General features: G+C 35.3%; 26 protein-coding genes. 8 read left to right on the top strand and 18 right to left on the bottom strand.

The features are described 5' to 3' along the window. Nucleotides 1-28: 28 nt before the first annotated feature. The 3 genes from GQ46_RS07590 to lspA all read left to right on the top strand — a co-directional run bounded on the left by GQ46_RS07590 (nt 29) and on the right by lspA (nt 3070). On the top strand, nt 29-1585 hold the full coding sequence (locus GQ46_RS07590) for an NAD(P)/FAD-dependent oxidoreductase (protein ID WP_044400054.1): 1557 nt from the start codon (nt 29-31) through the stop codon (nt 1583-1585). A gap of 80 nt (nt 1586-1665) precedes the next feature. Then, nucleotides 1666-2559: an ACP S-malonyltransferase gene (gene fabD, locus GQ46_RS07595; RefSeq protein WP_044400057.1), complete on the top strand. Its 894-nt coding sequence runs from the start codon at nt 1666-1668 to the stop codon at nt 2557-2559. A 1-nt stretch (nt 2560) separates the two neighbouring features. Then, nucleotides 2561-3070, top strand: coding sequence for a signal peptidase II (lspA, locus tag GQ46_RS07600; RefSeq protein ID WP_044400060.1), 510 nt, complete (start codon nt 2561-2563; stop codon nt 3068-3070). 54 nt (nt 3071-3124) lie between these two features. On the opposite strand, the gene GQ46_RS17395 is transcribed toward lspA, so the two are convergent. The 3 genes from GQ46_RS17395 to GQ46_RS07615 all read right to left on the bottom strand — a co-directional run bounded on the left by GQ46_RS17395 (nt 3125) and on the right by GQ46_RS07615 (nt 6097). Then, nucleotides 3125-3316 carry a hypothetical protein gene (locus GQ46_RS17395; RefSeq protein WP_082041720.1) on the bottom strand — a complete coding sequence of 64 codons (192 nt, stop codon included), beginning with the start codon at nt 3314-3316 and terminating at the stop codon, nt 3125-3127. A gap of 164 nt (nt 3317-3480) precedes the next feature. After that, nucleotides 3481-4758, bottom strand: coding sequence for an amidohydrolase family protein (locus tag GQ46_RS07605; protein WP_044400063.1), 1278 nt, complete (start codon nt 4756-4758; stop codon nt 3481-3483). 181 nt (nt 4759-4939) lie between these two features. Beyond that, the gene (locus GQ46_RS07615) at nt 4940-6097 is read right to left on the bottom strand and encodes a DegT/DnrJ/EryC1/StrS aminotransferase family protein (RefSeq protein WP_044400068.1); all 1158 of its coding nucleotides are present in this window, start codon (nt 6095-6097) and stop codon (nt 4940-4942) included. Between the two features lie 42 nt (nt 6098-6139). Between GQ46_RS07615 and GQ46_RS07620 the strand changes: the two genes are divergently transcribed. The 5 genes from GQ46_RS07620 (at nt 6140) to GQ46_RS07640 (ending at nt 11195) form a co-directional block, all read left to right on the top strand. Beyond that, complete coding sequence (locus GQ46_RS07620) at nt 6140-7405, top strand: 3-deoxy-D-manno-octulosonic acid transferase (RefSeq protein ID WP_044400071.1); 1266 nt, start codon at nt 6140-6142, stop codon at nt 7403-7405. A gap of 96 nt (nt 7406-7501) precedes the next feature. Further along, complete coding sequence (locus GQ46_RS07625; protein WP_044400074.1) at nt 7502-7771, top strand: hypothetical protein; 270 nt, start codon at nt 7502-7504, stop codon at nt 7769-7771. A gap of 202 nt (nt 7772-7973) precedes the next feature. Then, nucleotides 7974-10007, top strand: coding sequence for a thioredoxin domain-containing protein (locus tag GQ46_RS07630; protein WP_044404721.1), 2034 nt, complete (start codon nt 7974-7976; stop codon nt 10005-10007). Nucleotide 10008: 1 nt separating this feature from the next. Next, a complete protein-coding gene (locus GQ46_RS07635) occupies nt 10009-10365 on the top strand; it encodes a DUF1304 domain-containing protein (protein WP_052503427.1) in 357 nt (118 codons plus the stop codon). Nucleotides 10366-10382: 17 nt separating this feature from the next. Then, a complete protein-coding gene (locus GQ46_RS07640) occupies nt 10383-11195 on the top strand; it encodes a mechanosensitive ion channel family protein (protein WP_044400081.1) in 813 nt (270 codons plus the stop codon). On the opposite strand, the gene tsaB is transcribed toward GQ46_RS07640, so the two are convergent. The 15 genes from tsaB to GQ46_RS07715 all read right to left on the bottom strand — a co-directional run bounded on the left by tsaB (nt 11192) and on the right by GQ46_RS07715 (nt 25688). Beyond that, the gene (tsaB, locus tag GQ46_RS07645; protein WP_044400084.1) at nt 11192-11869 is read right to left on the bottom strand and encodes a tRNA (adenosine(37)-N6)-threonylcarbamoyltransferase complex dimerization subunit type 1 TsaB; all 678 of its coding nucleotides are present in this window, start codon (nt 11867-11869) and stop codon (nt 11192-11194) included. The two genes, GQ46_RS07640 and tsaB, sit on opposite strands and share 4 nt — an antisense overlap. Nucleotides 11870-11875: 6 nt before the next feature. Beyond that, on the bottom strand, nt 11876-13279 hold the full coding sequence (locus GQ46_RS07650; RefSeq protein WP_231567337.1) for a TolC family protein: 1404 nt from the start codon (nt 13277-13279) through the stop codon (nt 11876-11878). Further along, a complete protein-coding gene (locus GQ46_RS07655) occupies nt 13266-14381 on the bottom strand; it encodes an efflux RND transporter periplasmic adaptor subunit (RefSeq protein ID WP_044400087.1) in 1116 nt (371 codons plus the stop codon). Before GQ46_RS07655 ends, GQ46_RS07650 begins: the two co-directional genes overlap by 14 nt. Before the next feature lie 65 nt (nt 14382-14446). Continuing rightward, on the bottom strand, nt 14447-15691 hold the full coding sequence (locus GQ46_RS07660) for an ABC transporter permease (RefSeq protein WP_044400090.1): 1245 nt from the start codon (nt 15689-15691) through the stop codon (nt 14447-14449). Nucleotides 15692-15693: 2 nt separating this feature from the next. Beyond that, the gene (locus GQ46_RS07665; protein WP_044400093.1) at nt 15694-16923 is read right to left on the bottom strand and encodes an ABC transporter permease; all 1230 of its coding nucleotides are present in this window, start codon (nt 16921-16923) and stop codon (nt 15694-15696) included. Next, complete coding sequence (locus tag GQ46_RS07670) at nt 16916-17617, bottom strand: ABC transporter ATP-binding protein (protein WP_044400096.1); 702 nt, start codon at nt 17615-17617, stop codon at nt 16916-16918. The genes GQ46_RS07665 and GQ46_RS07670 overlap by 8 nt, the downstream gene beginning before the upstream one ends. A 106-nt stretch (nt 17618-17723) precedes the next feature. Continuing rightward, nucleotides 17724-17948 (bottom strand): hypothetical protein, encoded by a 225-nt coding sequence (locus GQ46_RS07675; protein ID WP_044400099.1) that lies wholly within the window; start codon nt 17946-17948, stop codon nt 17724-17726. A 93-nt stretch (nt 17949-18041) separates the two neighbouring features. Next, nucleotides 18042-18587 carry a DUF420 domain-containing protein gene (locus GQ46_RS07680; protein ID WP_044400101.1) on the bottom strand — a complete coding sequence of 182 codons (546 nt, stop codon included), beginning with the start codon at nt 18585-18587 and terminating at the stop codon, nt 18042-18044. Nucleotides 18588-18663: 76 nt separating this feature from the next. Next, on the bottom strand, nt 18664-19416 hold the full coding sequence (locus GQ46_RS07685; RefSeq protein ID WP_044400104.1) for an SCO family protein: 753 nt from the start codon (nt 19414-19416) through the stop codon (nt 18664-18666). A 57-nt stretch (nt 19417-19473) separates the two neighbouring features. Next, nucleotides 19474-20205, bottom strand: a complete 732-nt coding sequence (locus GQ46_RS07690) for a hypothetical protein (RefSeq protein WP_044400107.1) — start codon at nt 20203-20205, stop codon at nt 19474-19476. Nucleotides 20206-20316: 111 nt separating this feature from the next. Then, nucleotides 20317-20697 (bottom strand): cytochrome C oxidase subunit IV family protein, encoded by a 381-nt coding sequence (locus GQ46_RS07695; RefSeq protein ID WP_044400110.1) that lies wholly within the window; start codon nt 20695-20697, stop codon nt 20317-20319. Nucleotides 20698-20755: 58 nt separating this feature from the next. Continuing rightward, nucleotides 20756-21754 (bottom strand): cytochrome c oxidase subunit 3, encoded by a 999-nt coding sequence (locus GQ46_RS07700; RefSeq protein ID WP_044400113.1) that lies wholly within the window; start codon nt 21752-21754, stop codon nt 20756-20758. 140 nt (nt 21755-21894) lie between these two features. Then, a complete protein-coding gene (locus GQ46_RS07705; protein WP_044400116.1) occupies nt 21895-22476 on the bottom strand; it encodes a cytochrome c oxidase subunit 3 in 582 nt (193 codons plus the stop codon). Between the two features lie 2 nt (nt 22477-22478). After that, on the bottom strand, nt 22479-23372 hold the full coding sequence (gene cyoE, locus GQ46_RS07710) for a heme o synthase (RefSeq protein ID WP_044400119.1): 894 nt from the start codon (nt 23370-23372) through the stop codon (nt 22479-22481). Nucleotides 23373-23579: 207 nt separating this feature from the next. After that, complete coding sequence (locus GQ46_RS07715; RefSeq protein WP_044400133.1) at nt 23580-25688, bottom strand: hypothetical protein; 2109 nt, start codon at nt 25686-25688, stop codon at nt 23580-23582. Nucleotides 25689-25786: the final 98 nt, after the last annotated feature.

Raw genomic sequence — 25786 nt, forward strand, 5'->3', positions numbered from 1 at the left:
TCATTCAATTTTTGTCTAATTTTGTGCTATGGTAAAAGACATTCAGCTTCGCTTAACTTTAAAAGATGAAGAACGTAGTGATATATTGCTCGTCAAGGCAGCACAGTATTTAGATATTCCAAAAGAAGACATTACAGGAATAAAAATAGTGCGCAAGTCTATTGATGCTCGTAAACCAAAAATTATTCTTAATTATAAGGTTTCGGTTTACATTCGTGAAGTCCCTCCCAAAGCATCTGCTTACCAATTTGATTATAAAGACGTGTCAAAAGCAAAAGCAGTACATATTATTGGTTTTGGCCCAGCTGGAATGTGGGCGGCATTGCGTTGTATAGAGCTAGGTTATAAACCAATTATATTAGAACGCGGTAAAAATGTAAAAGACCGCCGTCGTGATTTAAAAGCGATAAATCAAGATCATGTCGTTAATGAAGATTCAAATTATTGCTTTGGAGAAGGTGGTGCGGGCACGTATAGTGATGGTAAATTGTACACCCGAAGTTTAAAACGTGGGGATGTGCGCCGGATTTTTGAGAATCTTGTTTTTCATGGCGCGACCGACGAAATTCTGGTCGATGCACATCCACATATTGGAACCAATAAACTCCCAAAAGTAGTGCAAAATATACGTGAGACCATTTTAAACCACGGTGGTGAAGTACATTTTGAATCACGCGTTACCGACTTCACTGTTAAAAATAATAAGATTGTCTCTCTACTATTACAAAACGGTAATGAAATGCCAACAGAACGTGTTATTCTGGCTACTGGTCATTCTGCAAGAGATATATTCTATTTACTAAATGAAAAAGCAATAGCCATCAAATCGAAGTCCTTTGCTATGGGTGTTCGTGTAGAACACCCGCAACACATTATAGATGCTATTCAGTACCATTGTTCTGGCAATCGCCATGAACTACTACCAGCTGCTTCTTACAGTTTAGTACAACAAGTGAATGAACGTGGCGTGTATTCGTTTTGCATGTGCCCTGGTGGCTTTATAGTGCCTGCAGCAACAGCAGATGGAGAAGTGGTTGTTAATGGGATGTCGCCTTCTCGCAGAAATAACAAGTTCGCCAATTCTGGCATTGTCGTAGAAATTAATGCAGATAAAGATTTACGCAAATATGAACAGTTTGGGGAGTTAAAAGGTTTAGAATTTCAAAAAGACTTAGAGCGTTTGGCTTTTACCGCTGGTGGCAGAAGCCAGGTGGCACCTGCTCAGCGCCTTACTGATTTTGTGGAAGGCCGTTTGTCGTCTTCATTAAACGACACATCCTATCAACCCGGTTTAAAAAGTGCACCACTACACTCTTTATTACCAAAATTAATTGGTAGCCGATTACGAAAAGGCTTTGAAGCCTTCGGTCAAAAAATGAAAGGCTACTATACCGAGGAAGCAAATATTGTTGGTGTAGAGTCACGTACGAGTTCTCCTGTAAATATTCCAAGAAATGAAACCTTAGAACACCCACAAATTTCAAATTTATTTCCTTGTGGTGAAGGTGGTGGTTATGCTGGCGGAATTGTTAGCGCCGCAATGGATGGTGAACGTTGCGCCGAAGCTGCTGTTGTTGGGTTATAATTTTCAATACATACTGAATAGTTAAAACTGAAGCCTTTTAAGATATTATTCCTATTTTTGCACTTCATAATTATACAAAAATGCACGCATATATATTTCCAGGTCAAGGTGCTCAATTCTCAGGAATGGGCTTAGACTTATATGAAAACTCACCAGAAGCACAGCACTTATTTGAAGATGCAAACGAAATTTTAGGCTTCCATATCACAGACATTATGTTTGAAGGTACTGCCGAAGCTTTAAAAGAAACAAAGGTAACGCAGCCCGCTATTTTTTTACATTCTGTAATACTAGCAAAAACATTAGGCCATCGTTTTAAGCCAGATATGGTTGCTGGTCACTCACTTGGCGAATTTTCTGCCTTAGTGGCCAATGGCACTTTAACTTTTGAAGACGGTTTAAAATTAGTGTCTGAACGTGCTTTAGCCATGCAAAAAGCATGTGAGATACAACCAAGTACAATGGCAGCTGTTTTAGGTCTAGAGGACGCTATTGTTGAAAAGATTTGTAAAAGCACCGAAGGTATCGTTGTTGCCGCAAACTACAATTGCCCTGGACAGCTTGTTATTTCTGGCGAAATTGACGCTATTAATAGAGCCTGTCAAGCCTTGAAAGATGCAGGAGCTCGTCGTGCTTTAGTGCTACCTGTTGGTGGCGCATTTCATTCTCCAATGATGGAACCAGCTCGGGAAAAATTAGCCGCAGCTATAGAAAATACACGATTTAGTAAACCAAATTGTCCTATTTACCAAAACGTAACTGCTAGTGCTGTTATTAGCGAAAGTGATATTAAAACCAATTTAATGTCTCAATTAACGGCTCCAGTGCGTTGGACACAATCTGTACAGCATATGATAGCAGATGGCGCTACCTTGTTTACAGAAGTTGGCCCAGGAAAAGTACTCCAGGGCTTAGTTAAAAAAATAGACAGCGCTGCCGAAACAGCTTCTGCAACATTTGAAAAAGAAGCATAGTATGAAAAACAACAGAACATTACTTATAGGTTTACTTATCGTTTTTAATATTATTATTGATCAAGTTTCGAAATATTGGGTGAGAATCAATGTCGCCAGAGGCTCTAATACAGAGATTTTTGGGGATTATTTAACTTTGCACAACGTAGAAAATAGTGGTGCCTTTTTAGGCTTAGGAAGTGATTTTAATCCCATTTTAAAAATCATATTATTGAATGTACTACCCGTTATTGTTTTAACGCTAGTACTTATTCATATTTTTAGAGATAAAAATTTAGACCGTTTTTCGATAGTAGGCTTTGCCTGCATTATTGGCGGTGGAATCGCTAATATATATGATCGTATCCTCTATGGTCAGGTAACGGATTTCCTCCATATCGATTTAGGCGGTGTATTTAGAACGGGGATATTTAACCTTGCAGATGTTTCTGTTATGGTTGGAATGGGTTGTTTGATTGTTGGAAATTTCAAAAAGAAAAAACCTAAGAAAAAAGAAATAATAGAAGCATAAAAAAAGCCTCGTTTAAAAAACGAGGCTTTTTACTTTTATATTATTAATTCGTTGTTATCTTGTTAACTCACAATCTCGACAATCTTTGACTTTGCCATAATAGGTCTCTCTATATTTGTGTATCGTTCGAATAGAAATCCCTAAAAATTGCTTTTTAATTGAGGTGACTCTCGTTTGTAATTCACCCATTTTTGGTGTGAATCTTTTTTCTAATATTGTTTGTCTTCTTACTTTTATCAGTTTCATAAATCTATAGCATTAGGTATAAAGAAACAACTTTAACACGTAGGTAACAAGAAATAAACGTTAAATCACTGCTAGTCAAATACATAAAAACAAATATGAAAAATTTACGCGCTTTTTTACAAGAATTTCATAAAAAAACAGGCTAAAAATTATCAAATTGATAATTAGTTTTTGTACACTTTTCCTTCTTTCATGACAAAAACTACGGCTTCCATTGTTCTAATAGACTCCATAGGGTTGTCATTAGTCGCTACAATATCTGCAATAAAACCAACTTTTAATTGCCCGATTTCATTTTCCATTCCCAATAGTTTTGCATTGGTAATCGTTGCACTTTGCAATGCTTCTATGGCAGGCATGCCCGCTTCTACCATAAAACCAAATTCCTTTCCGTTATCTCCATGTTTGAAAACACCTGCATCTGTACCAAAAGCAATTCCTACACCTTTTTTATAAGCTTTCCCAAAAGTACCTTGAATTTTTGGGCCAACAGCCAGGGCTTTTGGAACTATAATATCTGGATAGAACCCTATAATTTTTGCTTTCTCTTCTACTTCTTTTCCAGCAGTAATGGTGGGTACTAAATACACCTCATTTTTTTTCATTAATTCCATCGTTGCATCGCTCATGTAAGTGCCATGCTCAATAGTTTTAACACCACCCAATATAGCACGTTGCATCCCTTCATCACCATGAGCATGAGCAGCAACTTGCATCCCATAATCTTTTGCTGTATCACATATCGCTTTAATTTCTTCTACTGTGAATTGAGGATTACTACCACTTTTAGCGACGCTAAGCACGCCTCCAGTAGCCGTGATTTTTATCCAATCGGCTCCATTTTTATAGCGCTGCCTTACTGCTTTTTTAGCATCAGCAACATTATTGACCACGCCTTCTTTTGGTCCTGGATCGCCAATAAATTCTTTATTATTTCCATTGGTTGGATCTGCATGACCACCTGTAGTCGCCAATGATTTTCCTGCTGTAAAGACACGTGGGCCTTCTACTTTCCCTGCATTTATTGCATTTCTTAAGGCAATGTTCACTCCACTTCCGCCTAAATCTCTAACCGTCGTAAAGCCTGAATACAAGGTTTCTTTTGCAAAAACTGTCGCATTAAAAGCAATGTCAGATGCGTTAAGTGTGTATTGCTCCAAATAACTTTTTGGGTTACTCTCGCCTTCTAGATGCACATGCATATCTATTAGACCAGGCATGACTGTTTTTGATTTTAAATCGATGACCCTATCTTTATCCGTTTTTAATTCAATAAACCCATTTTCGATAGCTATTATTTTATTCCCAGAAACTATAATGGTTTTATTAGTGTCTACTTTTCCACTTTTTGTATCAATCACTTTCCCACAATGCAAATAGGTGTTTTGCGCATGAAGCAGTAGTGAAAATAGAAAAACAAGTACTAGTGTTATTTTTTTCATGTTTATTATTTTTAATAAAGTCACTCTCTTTGTTGGGATGAAATTTACTCATGTATTTTATAACTATAATAAAACCGTGAGTGCTTCACAATTACAGCGGTATCCTTTTGTTGCTGAGATACATGATAAAAAAAGACAGAACACGACCTCACCTTACACATTAAAAACCAAAAGCATCGCCTTAATTATTATCTACAAAATCAATAACTGTTTTGGTGATAAAATCTATTTGCTCGTTATCTAATTCTGTATGCATTGGTAAAGAAATGACCTCTTTAACCAATTGGTTAGTGACTTTAAAATTTTCTTCCTTGTAACGCGAATCTAAATACGCTTTTTGTTTGTGTAAAGGGATTGGATAATACACACCACATGGAATTCCTTTTTCGTTTAGATGCGCAACCAATGCATCGCGGTTTGAATTTTCAATCTTCAAGGTGTATTGGTGAAACACGTGGCAATCACAGGTATCACAAATTCCCTCACAAGCATTTACCGTTTGAGGTGTGGTTATTTTTGGGTGATTAGAAAAGGCCTTATTGTATTTTCTAGCTGCATTTCTGCGCGCCTTATTGTACTTATCGAGATGTGGTAATTTAGCATCTAATACAGCCGCCTGTATAGAATCTAATCGAGAATTTACCCCAACAACATCATGGTGATAACGTTCATACATCCCATGGTTTACAATGCCCCGTAGCGTATGCGCCAAAGCATCGTCATTTGTAAAAAGAGCGCCACCATCTCCATAACACCCTAAATTTTTAGAGGGAAAAAAAGAGGTTGACGCGACATGACCAATGGTACCAGACATGGCTTTTTCACCTTTACTATTGGTATATTTTGCGCCAATACCTTGCGCATTATCCTCTATTACATATAAGTTATGTTCTTTTGCTATAGCCATAAGGGCTTCCATATTTGCGCATTGTCCAAATAAATGCACTGGCACTATTGCCTTTGTTTTGGGTGTAATTGCTTTTTTAACCGCCTCTATATCTATATTAAAGGTTTCTGGATCTACATCAACCAAAACGGGGGTGAGATTTAATAAGGCTATCACTTCTACCGTCGCTGCGAAGGTAAAATCGGCAGTAATCACTTCGTCACCAGGCTTTAAGCCTAAGCCCATCATGGCAATTTGTAAAGCATCTGTTCCATTAGCACAGGGAATCACATGTTTTACACCTAAATAGTCTTCTAAATTTTTTTGAAACTCATGAACTTTCGGTCCATTTATAAACGTTGTATTCTCTATAACCTCTTGTATAGAATCATTTACAACCGTTTTTATATCTGCGTATTGACCTTTAAGGTCAACCATTTGGATTTTTTTCATAGTTACGAAATTACAAAATTCGCTTATGTTAAACAATGAATTATGTATTTTAGCACAAAGCATTTTATCAAGTTGAATTCACTCTACTCATTAGGTATTTATTTCGCCAGTTATATACTGAAAATCATTGCATTATTTAATAAAAAGATAAAACTTGGCGTCGAAGGCAGAAGTAAAACTTTTGAAATTTTAAAACAACACATTTCTCAAACTGACAAAACACTATGGTTTCATTGTGCTTCTTTGGGAGAATATGAACAAGGCTTGCCCGTTTTTCAAGAACTTCGTAAAGATTTTCCTAATCATAAAATTGTTCTCAGCTTTTTTTCTCCCTCTGGTTATGAAATCCGTAAAAACAGCCCCATTGCAGATGTTGTAGTCTATTTACCTTTAGACACTAAAAAAAATGCCAAACGTTTTTTAGACTTTGTGCATCCAGAATTAACCATTTTTGTTAAATATGAGATCTGGCCTAATCTTTTGAACGCATTAAAAAACAGGCAGTTAAAAGCGATTTTAATTTCGGCTGTTTTCAGAAAAAACCAGTCCTTTTTTAATTGGTATGGCAAATATACGCGTCAAGCTTTGTTTGCATTCGAACATATTTTTACCCAAAATAAAAGTTCTGAAGTGTTATTAAAAACTATTGGGTATGACTCTGTTTCTATTTCAGGTGATACACGATTTGATCGGGTTACCAATCAACTTCAACAAAACAATACTATTGACTTTCTTGAAGCCTTTAAACAAAATAAGCTATGTATCGTGGTTGGCAGTTCTTGGCCAGAAGACGAAAAATTAATTATAGACTACATTAATAAAGAAGCTCCTAGCGACTTAAAATTTATTATCGCCCCTCACAATATTAAGTCGAATCAAATTCAGCAATTAAAAAAAAGCATAAAGAAACCGTGCGTATTGTTTTCCGAGATGGACGGTGTAAAACTAGAGCATTATCAAGTCTTTATAATGGACACTATTGGTTTATTGAGTAAAACATATCGTTACGCAGATATTGCCTACATAGGTGGCGCCATTGGAACAACAGGTTTACACAACACCTTAGAAGCCGCAGCCTTTGGGATTCCTATTATTATAGGAGACAAGCATTATAATTTTCCTGAAGCCCAAGCGATGATTGACAATAAAGGGATGCTTAGTGTGTCAAACCAACAAGAATTAAATAGTGCTCTTAATCTGTTGATTGATAATACTGTTAAAAGAAAAAATTATGGCAAAAACAATTTTGAATATATTCAAAAAAACAGAGGGGCTGTAATTAGAATTCTAGCGTATTTACGTAAATAATTTTAAACTTATTCTATAAATAATGTAAATAAGTTGAATAAATATCGTTCAAAATGTTAAATTTGCATCTTAATAAGAACTTTAAACCCAAAACGAATGAAGAAATTAGTATTAAGCGCAGCTTTATTATTAGCATTAAGCGCATCATTTACATCATGTAGAGAAGAAGACAAAAAAGACGCTGAAAATGCAATGGAGAATACAGGTGATGCCATTGAAAATGCTGCTGAGGAGACTGAAGAAGCTGTTGAAGGTGGATTCGAAGCTACTGGTAAAGCTATTGACGATGCCGTAAATGAAACTGAAGAAGCAGGAGAGTCTATTAAAGATGCTGTTAATGAAGCAACAGACGACGATAACAACTAAATAAAATTCTATTTTGAATTATTAAACTCAGCCCATTGGCTGAGTTTTTTTATGCTCAAAAAACCTGAAATTTATTTACTTTAAGAACTTATAAAAAATTAAAAAACTCATAGGGAATTGATTAACTTTGAATATTATGAAAAATTTTCATCTTCTTTTTCTCTTATTTTCACTTTATAGCTGCGCGCAAACAAAAACAGATATGCCAAAATACACCAATAATTTAATCCATGAAACCAGCCCATACTTATTGCAACACGCTCATAATCCTGTAGCTTGGAACGCCTGGAATGAAGAGACTTTAGAAGCCGCTAAACAAAGTAAAAAACTACTCTTAATTAGCGTAGGTTATGCGGCTTGCCATTGGTGTCACGTTATGGAACACGAAAGCTTTGAGGATGAAGAAGTCGCTAAAGTCATGAATGCTCATTTTGTGAATATTAAAGTGGACAGAGAAGAGCGGCCCGATGTTGACCAGGTATACATGAATGCGGTCCAAATTATGACTGGAAGTGGTGGCTGGCCCATGAACGTCATTGCATTACCAGATGGAAGACCCGTTTGGGGCGGTACCTATTTTAAAAAAGAACAATGGGTAAATGCTTTAGAACAAATTGCAGCTTTGTATGCTAAGCAACCTGAAAAATTAGAGGAGTATGCTACCAAATTAGAGCAGGGCATGAAAGCTATGGATGTCATTAACATCAATACTGAAACTCCTGATTTTGACACGCCTTTTGTTGCTAGTATTATTAAAGAATGGTCAAGATACTTTGATACCAATAACGGAGGCATTGGAAACGCACCAAAGTTTATGATGCCCAATAACTATCAATTTTTAATGCGCTATGGCTATCAATACGACAACCCAAAAGTTTCAGAATTTGTAAATACAACTCTAACAAATATGGCTTATGGTGGTATTTATGATCAGATAGGTGGTGGGTTTTCTCGCTATTCTGTGGATGACAAATGGCACGTGCCTCATTTTGAGAAAATGCTTTATGACAATGGTCAACTGGTAAGCTTATATTCAGACGCCTATGCACTAACGAAGAACCTTTTGTATAAAAAAGTAGTCATTGAAACCCTTGAATTTATAGCCCGTGAATTAACCGATACCTCTGGTGGTTTTTACTCTTCTCTAGATGCAGACAGCTTGACAGAAGCCGGAGTACTAGAAGAAGGCGCCTATTACGTGTGGACCAAAGAAGCATTAAAAGCGGTTTTAGCAGCCGATTTTGAGCTGTTTTCCGAGTACTATAATGTTAATGGCTATGGGTATTGGGAACATAAAAATTATGTATTAATTAGAAAAGATAGTGATCAAGACTTTGTCTCTGAGCATTCCATCACAATGGAAACGCTTCAAAACAAAAAAAGCGCCTGGAAATCAAAATTATTAAAGGAAAGAGACAAAAAAGAGCGCCCACGATTAGACGATAAAATATTAACATCATGGAATGCTTTAATGCTGAAGGGCTACATAGATGCCTACCGTGTTTTAGGAAATGACACTTATTTAGAAACTGCACTAAAAAATGCTAATTTTATAATAAACAACCAACTAAAAGAAGATGGCAGCTTATTTCATAATTACAAAAATGGAAAAGCCTCTATCTCTGGGTTTTTAGAAGATTATGCTACTACAGCGGAAGCATTTATAGCCTTATATGAAGTTACTTTAGACGAACAATGGCTTAAAACTGCCAAAGCATTAACCGATTATACTTTTGATGCCTTTTACAACGAATCCAGTCAATTATTCCAATTTACTTCAAAGAAAGAGCAAGCGCTTGTTGTAAAAACGTTTGAATATCGTGACAATGTCATTCCTGCCAGTAATTCTATTATGGCTAAAACCCTTTTTAAGTTATCTCATTATTTTGAAAACCAATATTATTACAAAGTTGCTACAGCAATGCTTCATAATGTAAAACCAGAAATGAGCAAGTATGGTTCTGCTTTCTCAAACTGGTTAGATTTAATGCTCAATTACACCCTACCCTTTTATGAGGTTGCTATTGTAGGTAAAGATGCAATGGCTAAAATTTCAGAGCTTAACACGCACTACCTTCCTAACAAAATTGTGGTAGGAAGTAGAGGTGAAAACGAATTACCTCTTCTTAAAAATAGATTTTCAGAAGGCAAAACCTTTATTTATGTTTGTGAAAATAGTGCCTGTAAATTACCGACAACTGAAACAGAAGAAGCTATTAATATAATAACACATTAAAATGAAAATCATCACAATAATTCTGGTTCTTTTTGTGGCCTTCGAACATTTTTATTTTTTAATTTTGGAAATGTTTTTATGGACCAAACCAAGAACAATGAAAGCCTTTGGAACAAAAAGCAAGCAGTTTGCTGAAGACACTAAAGTACTTGCCGCAAATCAGGGTTTGTATAATGGGATTTTAGCTTCAGGCTTACTTTTTTCCTTAATTACTAAGGATTTAGGAGTCGCTATTTTCTTTTTAGCATGTATCATTATCGCTGGGATTTATGGGGCTTATTCAACTAAAAAAATAAAATTATTTTACATACAGGCAATTCCTGCAACTGCTGCTTTAATAACAATACTACTTAACTAAAAAACAATAAAAAAACTATGGATTTACAAAAATGGATTGATAAAGGTTACGACATTATTGTCGAATATGCTCCAAAGGTATTGCTAGCGATCGTCATCTGGATTGTTGGTGCATTTGTACTAAAATACCTAAAAAAAGGGGTCGCTAAAGCGATGGACAAGTCTAATTACGACATCGGTCTTAAGAAATTCTTGCTCAATTTAATTGGTTGGGGTCTTAAAATTGTTTTAATCGTTATTATACTAGGCACTGTAGGAGTAGAGACCACGTCTCTGGCAGCCATAATTGCTGCAGCTGGTTTAGCTATTGGCCTGGCATTGCAAGGTTCGCTGGCTAATTTCGCTGGTGGTGTTTTAATTATGATTTTTAAACCTTTTAAAATTGGAGATTTTATTAAAGCCCAAGGAGAAACGGGGACTGTAAAACAAATAGAAATTTTTACCACTAAATTATTGACTCCAGATAATAAAGAGGTTATTATCCCTAATGGAAGTTTATCTAATGGAACGATTACCAACTATTCTACTGAAGCGACCCGCCGCGTAGATGTTACTTTTGGTGTAGGCTATGATTCAGATATTAAAACCACTAAAGAAGTCATCCAAAAGGTTATCCATGGTAATGCGCTTATCTTAGAAGAACCAGCGCCAGCAATAAACGTTTCAGAATTAGGCGATAGTTCTATCAATTTCTTCACACGTGTTTGGGTTAATAAAGAGGATTATTGGGCGATTCATTTTTATATGATCGAGCAAACTAAAGAAGCTTTAGATGCTGCTGGAATTGATATTCCTTATCCACACCGCGTTCAAATACAAAAGCAAGGCTAAGCCTTAGGTTTTGGTTTTAAAGCCACAAAATCTTTTAAATAATAAGGTTCAAAATAAGCGACATCTTCGGTGTCGTTTTTTTTGTATTTGGTATAAGCGATAAGACTCATTTCATTTGCTGAAGGCAACCTACCTTCAATAAAGGTTGCGTTTTTATGTGTTATAAGGGCCTTCGTTTTTTCAACACCATTCCCAATAAAATAGCCTGTTTCAGATTGCAAATAGTCCTGAAAAGATTGTGCGTCTAGAATTTGGGCTTCAATTGCACGTAATAGCTTATAGTCCTTTGAAAATATCGCAGAATAGACTTCCATACGTCTCGCATCGAGCATGGGAATAATAATTCCGTTGGTAACCTTAACCTGATGTGCTAAAGCTTCTAAGGTTGAAACAGCAATGAGCGGGATATCCAGCGCGTAGCACAAGCCCTTGGCTGCAGACACCCCAATACGCAAACCTGTATAAGATCCTGGGCCTTTGCTTACCGCAATAGCACTCAATTGTGACCGTTGTATATTAGCGTCTTTTAAAACGGCATCTATAAAAACATGTAAGCGTTCAGCATGCGAATAGTTAGCACTGTAATCTTCTTTCAACAACAAAGTCTCTCCATCTTTCGATAAAGAGACTGAGCAATTTGTTGTTGCGGTTTCTATGCTTAAAATATAGGCCAAATTATATTATTCAGTAATTGGTTTATCAAGATAAAAATCTAATACTTTTGTTTTGAATACATAATTATATTTTGCATTCAAAAAAGAGGATTGCGCGTTAATGACGCGGTTTCTAACTTGTTCTAATTCAAAAGAAGTACTCACGCCTAGGTCATATTTTTCTTGTTCATTCTGAAACGCTAACTCTTGTGATTCCAAGGAGATTTTTGAAGCCTCATACTGAATCAATGATGCTTTTGCATCTGCAAACGCCTGTTCTATATTAGCACTTAAGGTTTGTTTCTGTGCATCTAAATCTAAAGCAATACGTTCTTTACTTATTTGAGCGCGTTTAACGTTTGCATCTGTTTTAAAACCATTAAATATTGGTATGCTCAAGCTAAAGCCAACATTATATCCTAGGTTATTTTCAATTTGGTCTATAAAATCATTTTTTTGAGACACTATGATTGGTTCTCCAGTCGTGGCATCAATTCCTGTGATAATTTGAATAACATCATCTTGCCCCTGTAAATGCTGATATGAAGTACTCGCACCACCTCCAAAAGACAACGTAGGATAGTAGGCACCTCTTGCAATTTGATAATTTAATTCTGCATTTTCAATATTCAATTCAGCAATTTTAATCTCGGGTCTATTCACAACAGCATAGGATATTATTTCTCCAGAACTCTTATATGTTAAAACCGCATTTGTTAAATCTATATTTATTTCTTCAATATCAAAACCTTCCGCAGTAATTTGTAACAATTGCGCTAAACTTAGTAATGATAAGTCAACACTGTTTTGCGCATTAACCAAGCGTTCATTATCTGCCGCTAACTGTGATTTAGAGACCAATAAATCTGCTCTAGCTCTCGCACCCGCATCGACTAAATTTTGTATCTGATCTAAACTTTTTTGGCTGATTACTATTTGTTCTTCTGCTAATTTTAAGGCCTCTTTATTAAATAGAATGTTCAAATAAGCATTCACCACATTTAATGAAATATTATTCTGTAATATATCTAATTGAATTTGGCTGGCTTGCACCCCTAACTCAGCTTGCTTGTGAAGATTAGTGTTTCTGAATCCATTAAAAAGTGTTACTCCTGTGTTTAAAGAAAACCCGTTCCCACGTGAATCTACAGAAATTCTACTACCATTTTGATCAATAAACGAACCAAAGTTCCAATTTTGAGAAGCATTACCATTCAAGGTAGGCAAAAAGTTTCCTTTAGCAGATTTTAAGTCTTGTTCAGCAATTTCTTTATCTAATAAGGTTTGTTTTATAGAAATATTGTTTTCCAAAGCATAGTCAACACTTTCCTTTAGCGACCAGTTCTTTTCTTGAGCGTTTCCTGAAAAACTTACTAGCGCTAGAACAGCTACTACTATAATATTATTTTTAATCATACTATTCTTCGTCATCGTTATCTTCTTTAGAGGCTTTGTTCCAAACCTTAATTTTATCTCCTTCTTTAACTCCTTCAGTTATTTCTACGTTAATACCATCAGACAGACCTAATTCTACATTTTTCTTTTCATACTTGCCATCACCGGTCTTTAACTCAATAAAAGGTTTTTCAGTAATTCGGTTAAATTGAAGTAACGACTCTTTTATTACCAAAACACTGTCTTTACTTTCCATTTCAATTTCAGCATTCGCACTATAGCCGGCTCTAATTTTAGTCGACTGGTCTACTTCAACATCAGCCTTAATAGTAAATTGGACCGCACCATTCTCTTCCATCCCTTTAGGTGCTACAAACGTTAATTTTGCTGGAAATTCCTTTTCATTAATGGCCCCTAAAATAACTTTTATTTCTTTACCTTCTTTCAGTTTTCCCACTTCAGCTTCATCTACTTTCCCTTCAAAGATCATTTTACTCATGTCTGCAATGGTCGCAATAGTAGTTCCCTCATTAAAGTTATTACTTTCAATAACCTGATCACCTTCACGAACAGGAATTTCTAAAATCGTACCTGCAATGAGCGCTATAATATTTGTGTTTGCAGAGCCACCACCAGATAAGGATCCTTTTCTAATAATCTGATAATTATTTTGTGCTTGCCTCAAGGTTTCATTGGCTTGATTTAATGCTAACTCATTATTATCAAAATCCTGTCTAGAAATGACGCCTTTATCAAATAATGCTTTATTTCTATCATAAATCATTTTTGCATTATTATAGGCTATTTTAGCAGAAGCTATTTGCCCACTGGCACCTATTAAATTTTGCTCGTTCGGGACCACTCTAATTTTAGCAATAATATCGCCTTTTTTTACGATGTCTCCTTCTTCAACCATAATTTTATCTATGATCCCAGAAATTTGTGGTTTTAATTCTACTTCTTCTTCAGGGTTTAATTTGCCTGTAGCGACAGTTTTTGTGTTAATTGAAGTATAAAACGGCTCTGCTGTTTTAAAATCTTCTACTGATTTTGAATTAGAATCTTTAAAATACTTTAACACGAATACAAGTGCTACTAGCAATCCTAATCCTACAATGATTTTTAATGCTTTTTTCATTTTTTAGTTTAATTTTCTCTGTTGATTTAAAAGCGACAATGCTTTCTTTTATTTTGATTGATTTATTATTCTTCTCTTAAGGCGTCTATTGGTTTCACACTTGTGGCTTTAAAGGCAGGGATTAACCCAATTAATGTTCCTAAAACTACCAGTATGACCAATGCAATAAATACGACACTAATAGGAACGGATGCATTTACTAAAATCGCTTCATCTCCTTGACCGATCAAGGCATCAACAAGCATCAATAGCGATCCGCCACTAATGATTCCTAATAAACCTGCTATCATGGTAATAAAAACAGCTTCTAAAATAACTTGTCTTTTGATCTCAAAAGGTGTGGCACCTAATGCACGACGTACACCAATTTCTTTTGTTCTTTCTTTTACAGTTATGAGTAAGATATTACCTATCGCAAATACGCCTGCAATTAGCGTTGCAATACCTACGAACCAGGTTAAAAACTGCATCCCTGAGAGGAAACCTGTTACTTTGGCAAATTCCTTTCCTAAATTAAAACTCCCAAAGGCACGATTATCTTTAGGGTGTACGTTATTAAGGTTTCTTAAAATCAATTTAGCATCACTTTCAATTTGAGTGATGTCTGCCTCTGGCTTTCCAGTAATCATCATCCAACCGATGTTTTCTCCCATATTATAAATCTGTTGGAAGGTAGTGAATGGTATATGCATGTCTTCCGTAGGCCCCATGTTAGCCTTTCCGGTTTCAAACATACCCACGACTTTAAAATTCATACCATTGAGCTGAATGTAGGTTCCTATCATTTCCGCTTCTTTTTCAAAGAGTTGCTTATAGATTTCTTCAGAAATAACAACCACTTTCCTATTCTCGTCGATGTCGGTTTGATTGATGAAGCGCCCCCGCATCATTTTCTTTTTCTGAACCTGATCGAGCAAAGGGTAATCACCAGCAACGCCAAAGTTTCCAGACAAGAAATTATGAACCACCAATGCTTGATTCCTATTCCGAGGCACCACAAATTCAATGCCTTCCACATTCTCTTCTATCTTGTTGGCATCACTAATTTTCAATTGCACTTGTCTGCCTTCTTGAAAGCCTTTAAACGGCTTACTCGTACTTTGTGCCCAAACGAAAACACTGTTCGTCGCAAAGCTACCAAATAACCTATTAAATGAGTTTTCTATACCGCGAGCAGAACCTAGTAACCCTATAAGTAATAAAATACCCCACCAAACACCAACCATCGTTAATCCTGTTCGCAGTTTGTTTTTACCCAAACTATCAAACACTTCCTGCCACGTATCTCTTTCAAATATAAATAATCCCATAATTAATCGTCTCTAAGTGCTACAATTGGTTTAATTCTTGACGCCTTTTTTGCTGGAAGATAGCCGGCAAGTCCGCCAGCTATTATTAGCGTGATGGTTGCGCCAATAACCAGATTTAAGCTTACATAGGGATCTTTTATAAAATACTTTTCTAAACTCGGCCCTACCAATTCTAATATGCCCATACCTAAAAACAAGCCTACAAATCCAGCGATAATGGTAATTAATATAGATTCTAATAAAATTAATAATACAATCGCTTTAGGTTCTGCACCTAAGGCTTTACGAATACCAATTTCTTTAGTCCGTTCTTTTACTATAAAAATCATAATATTACTAATCCCAACAATCCCTGCTATTAATGTCCCAAAACCAATAACCAATACTAGAATTCCAAGAACAAAGGTCATTTGGTCTACTGCTTTAGATTCGTTTGCTAAATTTCTAACGCGAATAGCGCGTTGGTCGTTTTGTGACACCTGGAACCTGTCTTTAAGCTTTTTTGTGAGTACATTACTAAAGCTTATGGCCGCATCGAAGTTCATCTCCGGATTATAGGTTAAATTGATTTGATCGATGTGATCGTTATTACCATATATTTGTTGGGCAGTAGATACTGGCATGTAGATTAGTCGCTCTTCGTTATCGCCACCATCATCACTAAACACACCAACTACTTTATATTGAATCCCGTTGAGGTTAATATATTTTCCAATGGCTGTCGTTTTTAAAAACAAATCCTCTTCTACTAGACGACCAATAACAACCACTTTAGTGTTGTTTTTAATATCTGATTGATTGATATAACGCCCATAAGTCACCTTGGTGTTTTCCAAATACTGATGATCTGGATTTACAGCACGAACGGTATAATTACCTTTTTCGTTTCTAAAAGTCGCTGTTACGTTTAAGTAAATTCTTGAGGTGATGTATTGTACTTTATCTCCAAATTCTTCTTCTATCCATTCTTGATCTGCATTTTCAAATTGAATTTGCCGTCCTGCTTGTAGGCCTTCACTAGCTTTAGAAGTCCTCCCGGAATTAATAAAAATGGAGTTTTTTGCATCATCAACAAAGGCTTCATCAAAGGTGTTTAATAAGCCATTGGTGATCCCAAAAAGCAAAGCAAATAATAAAATCGCAAACGATACCGTAAAACCAGACAATAGTGTCCTGGTTTTATTCATATTAATACTCTGAAATATTTCGCGCCAAAGATCTCTATCAAACATGTTCTGCAGCCCTTACCTGGTTAACAAAAGTGTCTTCCATAATAACGCCATCTACCAAACGCACAATACGTTTACACATATTCGCAATGTCTTCTTCATGAGTTACTATTAAAATGGTTTTTCCTTCGTCGTTTAATTGTTGAATAAACGCCATGATCTCATAAGAGGTTTTGGTATCTAAGGCACCTGTTGGCTCATCTGCCAAAAGCAATTTTGGATTAGCCGCCAATGCTCTGGCAATAGCCACACGCTGTTTTTGTCCACCAGATAATTCGTTAGGCAAATGGTCTGCCCAATTTTTTAAACCTACTTTTTCTAAATGGAATAAGGCTTGCTCAACACGCTCTTTGCGCTTTAAACCTTGATAGTATAATGGCAAAGCAACATTGTCTAAAGCATTTTTATAATTGATTAAGTTGAAAGACTGAAAAATAAAGCCTAAAAACTTGTTACGATAAATAGCTGCTTTTTTTTCGGTCAGATTTTTAATAGGCACGTTATCTAAGATGTATTCACCTTCATCGGCTTCATCAAGCATCCCAATAATATTAAGTAAGGTCGATTTACCGGAACCCGATGACCCCATAATAGCCACCATCTCTCCCGCTTCAACTGAAAGATTTATTCCTTTTAATACATGTAAACTAGAATCGCCTATAGGATAAGACTTGTGAAGCTTGTTAATTTTCAGCATAATGGTTGATTTTTTTGATTGATGTGTTATTTACATCTATCCATTAGACTGCAAAGGACCTTATTTGTTACAGTAATAGTATTAAAAAAATGTTAAAAAATATAGGTTATGATTTTTGCTTGGTTTTGAAGTACTTCCAATAAATAATAAAGACCACACCAAATACTAGAATATAAGGAATAGCCATAAGATAGATAATACCATCGTTTATACCCTCAGCAGCAACTAGACCTTCTTCACTTTCTAATACAGCCCTACACATCGCGCATTGCGCGTTTGTCTCAAGAAAAAAGGATAGTGTGAATACTGTAAATAGTATTTTGATTTTCATGTTTGTTTTATAAGCTTTCCGACTTTTGAATTTCTTCTCCGAAATCCAAAACCGCTCTTTCCAATACAGGGAAAGGTGTTTTTAATAATAGAATTATGCGTAATAAGGAGCAATCATCACATACACCACAACTCCTGTTATGGCAACGTAAAGCCATAACGGAAAAGTAATTCTTGCTATTTTTTTATGTCTTTCAAAATTACTACTAATGGCTCTGACATAGGTGATAAGTACAAATGGAATCACTGCAATCGATAATATTATATGTGTGATTAGAATAAAATAGTAAACATATTTAATACCGCCTTCTCCTCCAAAAGCGGTTGAATCACTAGTCATATGATAGGCAATATACATTAACAGGAAGCACACGGAAAGTGCTATTGCAGATTTCATTAAACGTTCGTGCAATCTTCTATTCCCTTTTTTTATGGCCAAAACCGCAATAATTAGAACAATAGCTGTTAGGCCGTTAATGCTTGCATAAATTGGCGGTAAAAAAGTTAATGGCTCAATATTAAATCCAAAATCTTTTAGTTTAACACGAAATAATGCGGCCACTGCCAATGGAATGACTACTGAAAGCGCAATAATCCATTTATTATATTTTTTTTCTTTTTGTATATTTTCTTTAATCATATTTATAACGTTTCGAATGGCTTTAAAAATCCTTTCGTAATTATTTATTTTAAAAGGAATGGTTTTAACCTTGTTTTTATTCTTCCAATAAAATTCTAATATCTTCTTTTAGCATTGAGATTTCTTGTGCATTGCCATCTTCATCCATTTTTTCTTGTTCGCTAATGATGCCTTTGTAGAAAATTTTAGGATTACCAAACGCATCAGTTCTGGAGCGTATGTATCCGTTCTTATCTATTAATGCAAAGTCCCCAGAGTGTGCAAAACCTAATGCTCCATCTTCTACTTCACCTACATAGATATTAAATCCTGTATTTGCCAGTTGGTGAATTTTTTCCTGTTCTCCTGTTAATAAATGCCAATTGGGATGTGTAATGCCATAATTTTCGGCGTAATCTTTTAAGATTTCTGGGGTATCTGTCGCTGGCATAATAGAAAATGAAGCAATACCAAAATTGCTGTTCTCCTTATAAAGTTCTTGAATCTCCACCAGGTTTTTACTCATTCTTGGACAAATAGTAGGACAGGTGGTAAAGAAAAAATCGACGACATATACTTTCCCTAAATAATCCTTTTGCGTGATCGTTTTTCCATCCTGATTCGTAAAGCTAAAGTTTGGCACTTTTTTGCGTTGGCCATTTATTTCAATAAACGATAATGCCTTAGCTTTTTTTTCGTCTTCTGTTGGTTTTGCTATCTGTTCGCTACGCCCTGTATTATCGACTACTTTATCTGATTTAATTCTATTTACTATTTTAGGAATAAAAATAATTCCGAATAGTAAAATGATAAATGCAATACCTATATATGAGTAGTTGTTTTTTTTCATTTTTTAAATTTTGAGGTTTCGATTACGCATTCCTGAACTTAGGCATTAATACTAAACTTAGTCTTCAGTTTTATCTTTATCTGGATTCAAGTCTTGAGCTCTTCGCGTTGAAGAATCTGGCTTGTTATTACCACTCTTTCTGTATTCTTCTAACAACACACGAACATCTTCAGCAGCCATTTTATTTTTAATGATAGACACTTCTAGCGCATTATATGCCGTTAAAGGTCTTATGGGGTCGGCATTTTCTATTTCCTTTTCTGTACGATCATCTAATCTCCCGCGTTGATTTAATGCTTTATCTATTATAAAAACACTACTTGTTGCATAGCTTCCATCTAATCGTAAACTAGAGCGCAAACTATTAAATAGTTTATTTATATCACTTTCGGTTGCATAAACAAAATGCCAATACTTATGCTCACTGTACTTATTTAATTCTTGTGTTAAACGTTTCGTTTCTGCTTCTGCCTCATTAGAAACTAGCATAACGACCTGAAACTTTTTAAAGCCCTTAAACTTATTGTATACGAGCTCTTTTAAGTTGGAAGCCTCTACAATTTTAGACTCCGGATTATTCCCTAAAAAGCCTAAAACAGTAATATGATCCTTTAATGAAATAAGGGTATCTTTTACTGAAGATAAATTTGAAAGATCTAAAACATCCTCCTTAACCACATCAAGGGTTTTATAATTATTAGTTGAAGGGTATAGCATCAATAAAAAAGCAACTGGCAAGAAGAATAGCACGCCTAAAATGATGTATTTTTTTGTTTGCTTTTTGTTCATTTCTACTTCGTTTTATGATTGATGCAAAAATAAAAAAAGGCGGTTTAAATAAACCACCTTTTATACTCTTTTAATGCTTTACTTCGACGAGCTCAGCGCAGGTCATTTTAATTAAAAATCTTTTTTAATATAGCCATTACTATAAACACTTTCTATATAGCCACCTTCTTGCAATAAGATGAAGATTAAGTAGCAAATTAGAAAAACGGCTGTCCACACAACCATACGTCTTAAACTCTTGGTTTCATCACGCATGTGCATAAAATCCCAAGTAATATAATAGGCTTTTACTAAAGTTAAAATTATGAAGACCCAGTTTAAGCCTTTCATCCCCAAAACAGGAATCATCAATGATTCTGGCTTATAGATACCTAATACAACTTCTACGGCTGTTACTAAAGTTAAAAATATTAAAACGCCCCAAATTTTTTGAGTGTTTGATTTAAACTTTACTAATCCTCTGAATATTTCTAATTTATGTTCGTGTGCCATGTTTAAGATACTTTATATAGATTTCCTTTTTCAAGGAAATGAAAATAATACGTTTTAATTATACTAAATAGAAGAATGTGAATACAAATACCCAAACTAAATCTACAAAGTGCCAATACAATCCTACTTTTTCAACCATTTCATAACTCTTACGTCTTTCGTAGGTTCCAATAATGACATTAAAGAAAATAATGATATTGATTACCACACCTGAAAATACGTGAAAACCGTGAAATCCTGTGATAAAGAAAAAGAAATCTGCAAATAATGGTGAACCATATTCATTAACCTGAAGGTTTGCGCCGTGAACGACTTGCTTTCCATTATCCTTAATTTGCTTTAAAGACTCTTCTCTTGTCAGAATTGTTTTTTCACCGGCTTCATTGATTGTTTGCGTTCTAACAAAAATAGTTTCGTTGGCCAACAAACCAGCATAAACTTCCTCTACAGAATATTCTGGAAGCGTCCCTTCACTTTCATACCACAACCCGTTTTTACTTTCGTGATTAACTCTTTCTCCGGGCGTTACCACAGCAAATTCTGAAATGGCATTTCTTTTAAAAACCTGCTCACCCTCTACTGTTTCATAGTGACCAAATTGAAGAATATTACCTCCTTTAGTTTGTACCGCTCCATAGTCGCCTCTAATGAAGGTGTTCCATTCCCAAGCTTGAGAACCCACGAAAATTAAACCTCCAATGACCGTTAAAAACATGTACCACGTTACTGCTTTTTGCTTCATGTGGTGCCCAGCGTCTACGGCTAATACCATAGTTACTGATGACATGATTAAAATAAAGGTCATGAATGCCACATAAATCATTGGATAATTACCGTGGAAAAACGGAACGTGTGTAAACACTTCATCTGCAATTGGCCAAGAACCAATGAATTTGAATCTTGAAAAACCATAAGCGGCTAAAAATCCTGAGAAGGTTAATGCATCTGAAACGATGAAAAACCACATCATCATTTTACCGTAGCTTGCTTTTAATGGCTCATTGCCTCCGTCCCAAGTTTTGCCCTCTGTTTCAGTAGTTGCAACTGTAGTATTCATATAGTTGAGTTCGTTTGTTTGAAATATGGCACAAAAATAATCATTTTCTTTAGGTTACGAAACAGGAAAGCGTAATTTTTAAAGCCTTTATTTTATGTTTTAAAAAAACTGGATTTTAGTCTGAGAATTTATTTTAATATTTAGGCTACAAAATACAGGAGCAAATACAAGAATACCCACAGTATATCTATAAAATGCCAGAATGTTCCTGCCAGTTCAAAACCTAAATGTTTAGCAGGTGTGTACTTTTGTTTAAAATGATTATAAATAACAACCAACAAACAAATTAATCCTACTGCAACGTGTAAAAGATGGACAAAAGCAATTAGAAAAATAAAAGAAGCCTTTGGATCACTTGTTTCTCCTGTTAAATAATAACCAGAATTGATTAATTCATTAAAACCATTAAATTGAAGAAAAATGAACACCACCCCTAAAACAAAAGTCGCTAATAACAGTAGTGTTGTTATTCCCTTCTTGCCTTGTTTTAATGCTCTTTTTGCAAAAACATAAGCAATACTACTGGAAATAATAACAAAGACACTCACCAGAAAAACATCTGGTAACTGCAGATCCTGAGACCAATCTGGACGTGTACGACTTATAATAACGGCACTGGTTAAACCAGCAAACGACATAAATAAAGAGATGAGACCAAACCACAGCATCATCTTTTTTGCTCGTTCATTTTTTTCTTTTATAGTCCCTTGGGTTAAATCCATAATTATCTAATAAATTTATCTACTACGTAAACAATTTGTATTAATGTAATGTAAGACACGCTGGCAAGCATGAGTTGCTTGGCTGCTTTTTCTGTCATTTTCTTGAATAATTGAATAGCATAATACAACATGAATAACCCTAAGCTAAACACAATGCTTCCTGCAACGATAGACAATTTTAATTGTCCGGTGATACCAAAAACAGGTACGATAGAGACTAAGACCGTCCAAACCGTATACATAATTGTTTGTACTGCTGTGCCTTTATCTTGTTTTCCTGTTGGCAACATAAAAAAGCCTCCTTTTTTATAATCATTATATAAAAACCAGCCTATTGCCCAAAAGTGAGGGAATTGCCAAAAGAATTGTAAGGCAAATAAAACGCCCGGCTCTATACCAAAATCATCAGTAGCAGCTACCCAACCTAACATAAAAGGAATGGCTCCTGGAATGGCTCCAACAAAAACAGCTAAGGGCGTTTTTGTTTTTAAAGGCGTATAAACGCAAGTGTATAAAAAAATAGAAATAGCACCAAACATTGCTGTTTGCTCATTAATACTGTATAAGATAGCGATTCCTAAAACGGTAAAGATTGTCGCAATAATAAATGCTGTTTGCACCGTCATACGCCCTGCTGGAATTGGGCGGTTTTTTGTACGATCCATTAATACGTCTAAATCTTTCTCAATGATTTGATTGTAAGCATTGGAAGCACCAACCATAAAATACCCCCCTAGCGCCAGTAACAAAAGGGTCGCGTAATCTACGGTTTCAACACCAAGTAAATAACCTGCCACAGAGGAGAATACCACGCTTAATGCTAAACGCATTTTTGTGATTTCTTTAAAATCTGAAATCCATGTATGTTTTATTGCTGCTGCTGACGTTCTACTCAAAATATTGCGTGCTTATCGCTCGTTTTTTTGCTTTTGCAAAGATACGTTGTAAAACAATATTAATAACAAAAAATCACCAGGTTTTTACTTGTGGGGGTTTTATTATATAAAATTTTAGAATCCTGCAATCCAAGGCGCAATAGTCTTCCTTTGGATTCCTGATAAATTATTCTTTTTTATAGACCGCAATGCCTTCTTATTAAGAATCTATAAATCAAAATACCAATTAAACAAATCTGTTCTAATTCCTAAATTAAACCAAACCGTACTATTATTCATGACTGATAGCGTTTCTGCTTCCGGATTAAAATTACGGTAACTAATATTTGCGAAAACTTTTAAATTAGACATTGGGTTCAATAGGTAGCCGGCTTGCAAACTCGCGTTAATAGTATTGACTTTTACACCTTGACCTATTGCTACACCGGTATCAAAAGGTCTATCAACTTCATCTCTAAAAATATCGCCTCCGTAGTTAAAAGTATCTGTCCCATCGTTTACATCAAAACCACGAATTCCAGCGATTAATTTGGCTTCACCAAGCCATCGTTTATAACGATAGCGTCCAATTAAGACTAACTCTCTAAAGTTAGCGCCCCAAAGATGTGCCATTGGCTGGTTGTTATGAGCATAGTTTAAAACAACGGTATTGTGTGAATACGTATAAGGTCTTACTGCATTGTATTCTGCCTGCAGCATTAACTCTTTTATTTTAAAAGCATTGTAATACTTTGCACCTAACTGTAACCCGAATTTATTCTTCCAACTTTTATTACCACCTGTGACATCACTTAGTGAAAACTCATCTAAAATAAACTGTGAATACATATTAAAATTATCGCTCCACTTATATTTAGCAGAAGCACCAACAATTGCATTTCCTGCATCTTGTCCTGTTTCAAACTCTATAGCGCGATAAAAAATGATTGGGTTTAGGTAATTAACATCGAAACCTCTGTCGTTGGTATTCGTCCACACCACAGACTCAAACAAACCTAAATTTAAGCGGGCATTTACATTCCAGCTCAAATAGTGATTTGCTATGTATTTAGTTAAAAAGGCGCCATCAACTGTCGCTTCTGGCCTAATGTCTTTTAACCAAGTATAGGTATTGGTGTATTTTATTTTCCAGAATTTGGTGTTTAGTTTTAAAAATGGATACGGACTTGCCACATCACTTTGTAACAAGGAGCGATACCCATCACCAATAAAATTTTTACCATGACCAAACTGCACATTAATAAATTTTGCTGGTGAGTACGACAAATACGCTTCTGCTACAGGGTAATCATAGGCATCCTCTTTAAAACGTTTAGCAATACCTCTACCAGGAATCACTGCTGGATCTCCTCCTGAAGGCTTTATACTTTCGGCATATTCATTAAAATACTGTGCAAAACGCCCTTGGTTTTCATAAACTGAAGCTGAAAAATTAAATTGTTTTCCTAAGCCCCCCTGAATATAAACCCCTCTTGTGTTGTTAAATGTTGAATTAAAATCGGCATCTGTATCTTTTCCAACCTGCAAATCCAAAATAGGATCCACTGTAAACCAGTAATCCTTTCCTTGCACTTGCACTAAGTGTTCATTCCATATTTTTTTTCCTACCCAAGTATTCGTTTCCTTTTTTAGTGTTTCATTTTCAGCACTAAAATCGTGATATGCGGTAATGTCTTCATATAAAAAAGGTTTAGCCGCAGTATGGCTGTTTGTACCAATTAGATTTGTAGCACGATCAAATTTAGAATAAATCTCATGAGAAAATGGAATATTCAACTGACTGCTATACTCTTTATTTGTATACGTTTGTAAATTGGCATTTACACGTTCTAATTCTTTTTTTGCTTCAATTTCTAAAGCATTATTTACTTCGGTATTATTTTGAATTGACAGATCTCTGGTTGCAACAGTTTGGTCAACCAAAGGGATTTTTAATGTAATAGCATATTGCTTGTACGTTGGTTTCCCGTTGTAAGTCGCTGGCGTCACTTGTGGAAAGTCTTTAAACACACGAATGACCTCTGTTTTTAACGCTGCATGAACAGCATCAACATAAATAACTTTGAATGTGCCTTCTTTTTCTACTTCAAAAAGAATAACGATTTCACCTTTAAAATTTTCAACAACCACTGATTCTGGTACTTCAAAATTTTCAAATAACAAATTAAAGACCTTTGTATCAAAACAATTTTGTAGTGCCTCAAGCGGTAGTTCTTTACAACTATCAAAAACAGGTGGTTTCTCGTTTAAATATGTTTCTTGAGCGAAAGCGAAAAACTGAAAGCAAAGTAGTGTAATAATCATCCAGTACTTCATAACAAAATAGTGTGGTTAAATTTTGTGGAAAGATACTATTTTTTAAAGTATTGTAATAAAAAAAGGAGCTAACACCTACAGCATTAGCCCCTTTTAGA

It is taken from the genome of Lacinutrix sp. Hel_I_90 (assembly GCF_000934685.1).
Classification (GTDB): Bacteria; Bacteroidota; Bacteroidia; order Flavobacteriales; family Flavobacteriaceae; genus Lacinutrix.

Coding starts and splice junctions, on each gene's coding strand:
- GQ46_RS07590 (WP_044400054.1), top strand. CDS start 29: ATGGTAAAAGACATTCAGCTTCGCTTAACTTTAAAAGATGAAGAACGT.
- fabD (WP_044400057.1), top strand. CDS start 1,666: ATGCACGCATATATATTTCCAGGTCAAGGTGCTCAATTCTCAGGAATG.
- lspA (WP_044400060.1), top strand. CDS start 2,561: ATGAAAAACAACAGAACATTACTTATAGGTTTACTTATCGTTTTTAAT.
- GQ46_RS17395 (WP_082041720.1), bottom strand. CDS start 3,316: ATGAAACTGATAAAAGTAAGAAGACAAACAATATTAGAAAAAAGATTC.
- GQ46_RS07605 (WP_044400063.1), bottom strand. CDS start 4,758: ATGAAAAAAATAACACTAGTACTTGTTTTTCTATTTTCACTACTGCTT.
- GQ46_RS07615 (WP_044400068.1), bottom strand. CDS start 6,097: ATGAAAAAAATCCAAATGGTTGACCTTAAAGGTCAATACGCAGATATA.
- GQ46_RS07620 (WP_044400071.1), top strand. CDS start 6,140: ATGTATTTTAGCACAAAGCATTTTATCAAGTTGAATTCACTCTACTCA.
- GQ46_RS07625 (WP_044400074.1), top strand. CDS start 7,502: ATGAAGAAATTAGTATTAAGCGCAGCTTTATTATTAGCATTAAGCGCA.
- GQ46_RS07630 (WP_044404721.1), top strand. CDS start 7,974: ATGCCAAAATACACCAATAATTTAATCCATGAAACCAGCCCATACTTA.
- GQ46_RS07635 (WP_052503427.1), top strand. CDS start 10,009: ATGAAAATCATCACAATAATTCTGGTTCTTTTTGTGGCCTTCGAACAT.
- GQ46_RS07640 (WP_044400081.1), top strand. CDS start 10,383: ATGGATTTACAAAAATGGATTGATAAAGGTTACGACATTATTGTCGAA.
- GQ46_RS07650 (WP_231567337.1), bottom strand. CDS start 13,279: ATGACGAAGAATAGTATGATTAAAAATAATATTATAGTAGTAGCTGTT.
- GQ46_RS07655 (WP_044400087.1), bottom strand. CDS start 14,381: ATGAAAAAAGCATTAAAAATCATTGTAGGATTAGGATTGCTAGTAGCA.
- GQ46_RS07660 (WP_044400090.1), bottom strand. CDS start 15,691: ATGGGATTATTTATATTTGAAAGAGATACGTGGCAGGAAGTGTTTGAT.
- GQ46_RS07665 (WP_044400093.1), bottom strand. CDS start 16,923: ATGTTTGATAGAGATCTTTGGCGCGAAATATTTCAGAGTATTAATATG.
- GQ46_RS07670 (WP_044400096.1), bottom strand. CDS start 17,617: ATGCTGAAAATTAACAAGCTTCACAAGTCTTATCCTATAGGCGATTCT.
- GQ46_RS07675 (WP_044400099.1), bottom strand. CDS start 17,948: ATGAAAATCAAAATACTATTTACAGTATTCACACTATCCTTTTTTCTT.
- GQ46_RS07680 (WP_044400101.1), bottom strand. CDS start 18,587: ATGATTAAAGAAAATATACAAAAAGAAAAAAAATATAATAAATGGATT.
- GQ46_RS07685 (WP_044400104.1), bottom strand. CDS start 19,416: ATGAAAAAAAACAACTACTCATATATAGGTATTGCATTTATCATTTTA.
- GQ46_RS07690 (WP_044400107.1), bottom strand. CDS start 20,205: ATGAACAAAAAGCAAACAAAAAAATACATCATTTTAGGCGTGCTATTC.
- GQ46_RS07695 (WP_044400110.1), bottom strand. CDS start 20,697: ATGGCACACGAACATAAATTAGAAATATTCAGAGGATTAGTAAAGTTT.
- GQ46_RS07700 (WP_044400113.1), bottom strand. CDS start 21,754: ATGAATACTACAGTTGCAACTACTGAAACAGAGGGCAAAACTTGGGAC.
- GQ46_RS07705 (WP_044400116.1), bottom strand. CDS start 22,476: ATGGATTTAACCCAAGGGACTATAAAAGAAAAAAATGAACGAGCAAAA.
- GQ46_RS07715 (WP_044400133.1), bottom strand. CDS start 25,688: ATGAAGTACTGGATGATTATTACACTACTTTGCTTTCAGTTTTTCGCT.